The organism is Streptomyces phytophilus (genome assembly GCF_013870535.1).
Lineage (GTDB): Bacteria > Actinomycetota > Actinomycetes > Streptomycetales > Streptomycetaceae > Streptomyces > Streptomyces phytophilus.
The window spans coordinates 1-3810 of record NZ_JACBXC010000571.1 but is presented as its reverse complement, the minus strand read 5'-3'; the positions used below and the strand labels follow the sequence as shown (position 1 = coordinate 3810).

At 73.1% G+C, this 3810-nt stretch carries 3 protein-coding genes and 1 pseudogene; 2 read left to right on the top strand and 2 right to left on the bottom strand.

Annotation, left to right across the window (positions count from 1 at the left end):
* Positions 1-392, bottom strand: a pseudogene (locus tag H5J30_RS21485) (phospho-sugar mutase); the annotation flags it as partial.
* Positions 393-491: 99 nt separating this feature from the next.
* Entirely contained in the window at positions 492-1298 is an 807-nt protein-coding gene (locus H5J30_RS21480; RefSeq protein ID WP_181789024.1) for a purine-nucleoside phosphorylase, read from the bottom strand.
* A 108-nt stretch (positions 1299-1406) separates the two neighbouring features.
* Between H5J30_RS21480 and H5J30_RS21475 the strand changes: the two genes are divergently transcribed.
* Together H5J30_RS21475 and H5J30_RS21470 are read left to right on the top strand one after the other, a co-directional pair.
* Positions 1407-2849, top strand: a complete 1443-nt coding sequence (locus tag H5J30_RS21475) for an NAD(P)H-quinone dehydrogenase (protein WP_181789023.1) — start codon at positions 1407-1409, stop codon at positions 2847-2849.
* A gap of 176 nt (positions 2850-3025) precedes the next feature.
* On the top strand, positions 3026-3810 hold a 785-nt coding region (locus H5J30_RS21470), incomplete at its 3' end, for a DeoR/GlpR family DNA-binding transcription regulator (RefSeq protein WP_258563457.1).

The window sequence follows — 3810 nt, the reverse complement described above, 5'->3', positions numbered from 1 at the left end:
CGGAAGCCGGCGCCGGTCATGACGGCGGCGGTGTCCTCGGCGAAGGCGCGGCTCTTGTGCCGGGCGTCGTAGCCGACGACCACCAGGCCCCCGCCCGCGCCCTGCTCGTCCAGGTACGCGGCCAGCCCGGCGGCGGCGCGGATGACGACGGCCCGGTTCATCCGCATCGGCCCCGCACCCAGCTCACCGCGCAGCCCGGCGGTGCCGAACTGCAGCGTGCCGGCGAAGCGCTCCGCGAGCGCGGCGCTGTCGGCCGCGTCCAGCAGGGCTGCCAGCTCGGCCCGGGTGTCGGGGTCGGGGTCCTCGGCCAGCCACGTCCTCGCCCGGGCGAGGAGCCCGGCGGGGGTCCCGGCAGCTTCTCCCGCGGTGTTCCCAGCAGCGTCCGTGGTCACCTGTCGCCGTCCTCAGTCACTGTCGTCCTCGTCGTCCTCTTCGGCCGCCGCGGCGTACGCCCCGGCCCGTACCGCATCGGCGCGTACCGCCCGGAGTCCTCACACCCGCCGCAGCACCTCGGCCAGCAGCCCGCCCATCCGCGCCGCCGAGTCGCGCCCCGCCCGGAGCACTTCCTCGTGGCTCAGCGGCTCGCCGGTCATGCCCGCCGCCAGATTCGTGACCAGCGAGATCCCCAGCACCTCGGCGCCCGCCTCGCGGGCCGCGATGGCCTCCAGGACCGTCGACATGCCCACCAGGTCGGCGCCGGCGCGGCGGAGCATCTCGATCTCGGCCGGCGTCTCGTAGTGCGGGCCCGGGAGCTGGGCGTAGACGCCCTCCTCCAGGCTGGGGTCCACCTGCTTGCACAGCGCCCGCAGCCGCGGCGAGTACAGGTCCGTCAGGTCGACGAAGCGCGCGCCCTCGATGGGGGAGGTCGCGGTGAGATTGATGTGGTCGCCGATCAGGACCGGCTGGCCGGGGCGCATGCCCTCGCGCAGCCCGCCGCAGCCGTTGGTGAGCACCACGGTCTTGCAGCCCGCCGCCGCGGCCGTGCGCACGCCGTGCGCGACGGAGGCGACGCCGTGGCCCTCGTAGTAGTGCGTACGGCCGAGGAAGACCAGCGCCCGTCTGCCGCCCAGGCGGTACGAGCGGATCCGCCCGGCGTGGCCCTCCACCGCGGGCGGCGGGAAGCCGGGCAGGTCGGTGACGCGCAGCTCGTGCTCTGGCGCGCCCAGCGCTTCCGCCGCGGGCACCCAGCCGGAGCCCATCACGAGCGCGATGTCGTGGGAGTCGGCCCCGGTGAGCTCGCGGAGGCGGTCGGCTGCGGCCGCCGCGTCGGGCGCGGCGTGCGGAGTGGATGCGTTCACGCGACGAGCCTAGCCCGTCACCCCCTACGCGCGTAGAAGCGGCCCCCCACTGGCCGGCACCGGACACCCGCCGCCCCGCGCGGGAGCCGTGGGCGGCGGCGGGGGACAATGGGGTACGTGACTCGGATCGTGATCATCGGTGGAGGCCCCGGCGGGTATGAGGCGGCGCTCGTCGCCGCGCAGCTCGGCGCGGAGGTGACGGTCGTCGACTGCGACGGCCTGGGCGGTGCGTCGGTGCTCACCGACTGCGTGCCGTCGAAGACGCTGATCGCCACCGCGGAGGTGATGACGACCTTCGACTCCTCGTACGAGGAGCTGGGCATCATCGTCGCGGACGACACCCCGCCCGACAAGCAGGCCGCCCGCGTCGTCGGCGTGGACCTGGGCAAGGTGAACGCCCGGGTGAAGCGGCTGGCGCTGGCCCAGTCCGACGACATCACCACGAACGTGACGCGGGCGGGCGGCCGGGTCGTACGCGGCCGGGCGAGCGTCTCGCCGCAGCAGGCCCCGGACGGCTCCCGCACGGTGCACGTGACCGGCGCCGCCGAGGAGGAGCTGGTCGCGGACGCGGTGCTGCTCGCCACCGGCGGCAGCCCGCGCGAGCTGCCCGACGCGCAGCCCGACGGCGAGCGGATCCTGAACTGGAAGCAGGTCTACGACCTCGACGAGCTGCCCGAGGAGCTGATCGTCGTCGGCTCCGGCGTCACCGGCGCGGAGTTCGCGGGCGCGTACCAGGCGCTCGGCTCGCGGGTCACCCTGGTCTCCAGCCGGGACCGGGTGCTGCCGGGCGAGGACCCGGACGCGGCGGCGGTGCTGGAGGACGTCTTCCGGCGCCGCGGCATGAACGTGATGAGCCGCTCCCGCGCGCAGAGCGCCAAGCGCGTGGGCGACCGGGTCGAGGTGACGCTCGACGACGGCCGGGTGATCACCGGTTCGCACTGCCTGATGGCGGTCGGCGCGGTGCCCAACACCCGGGGCATCGGCCTGGAGGAGGCCGGGGTGCGGCTGACGGACTCCGGGCACATCTGGACCGACAAGGTGTCGCGCACGAGCGCGCCGGGCATCTACGCGGCGGGCGACTGCACGGGCGTCTTCGCGCTCGCCTCGGTGGCGGCGATGCAGGGCCGGATCGCGATGTACCACTTCCTCGGCGAGACGGTCGCGCCGCTGCGGCTGAAGACGGTCTCGGCGAATGTGTTCACGGACCCCGAGATTGCCACCGTGGGTTACCAGCAGTCGGATGTGGACGAGGGGCGCATTGATGCACGGGTGATGAAACTTCCGTTGCTGCGCAACCCGCGGGCCAAGATGCAGGGGGTACGGGACGGATTCGTGAAGCTCGTCTGCCGCCCCGGCACCGGGATCGTGGTGGGCGGCGTGGTGGTCGCGCCGCGCGCCAGCGAGCTGATCCACCCCATCTCGATCGCCGTCGACAACAATCTGACCGTCGAACAGATCGCCAAGGCGTTCACCGTCTATCCCTCGCTGTCGGGGTCGATCGCGGAGGTCGCGCGGCAGCTCCAGGCGAGCAAGCCGGGGGGCGACGACTAGGCCCGGACCGGGGCCGGCGGCGGTGGTGCCCGTGGGGCAACCGAGCGCCTATACCACCTTCAGATGTCGCCAAGGAGCATTTTCTTCTCATCGACGCAAGCGGCTGAAAGAACACGGTCTTTGGCGTTACTGTCGGTTTCGTGTTCGCTGCAGAACGTCGTCAGTTGATCCTGGAAATGGTACGGGCCAATGGGGCCGTATCGCTCCGAGAGCTCGCCCGAGTCGTACAGACCTCCGAGGTGACCGTGCGCCGAGACGTGCGCGCCCTCGAAGCCGAAGGGCTGCTGGACCGAAGGCACGGAGGGGCGGTCCTCCCGGGCGGTTTCACCCGTGAGTCCGGCTTCCCACAGAAATCACATCTCGCGACCGCGGAGAAGACCGCGATCGCCGATCTGGCCGCCGGATTCGTCGAGGAGGGCGAGGCCGTCGTCGTCGGTGCCGGGACGACGACGCAGGAGCTGGCCCGCCGGCTCGCGCGCATCCCCGGCCTGACCGTCGTGACCAACTCCCTGCTCGTCGCCCAGGCGCTCGCGCACGCGAACCGGGTCGAGGTCGTCATGACCGGCGGCACGCTGCGCGGCAGCAACTACGCGCTGGTGGGCAGCGGAGCGGAGCAGTCGCTCCAGGGGCTGCGCGTCTCGCGCGCGTTCCTCTCCGGCAGCGGGCTGACCGCCGAGCGCGGGCTGTCCACCTCCAACATGCTCTCGGCGAGCGTCGACCGGGCGCTGGTGCAGGCCGCGGCGGAGGTCGTGGTGCTCGCGGACCACTCCAAGCTGGGCACCGACACCATGTTCCAGACGGTGCCCACCGACGTGATCACGCGGCTGGTCACGGACGAGCCGCCGCCGAACGACGAGCGCGCGGTCACCGAGCTGCAGGCCCTGGCGGACCAGGGAGTGCAGATCGCCGTGGCGGGCCCCGAACAGCCGGTGGGCGGTGAGAGCGGCCCCCCGGCACCACG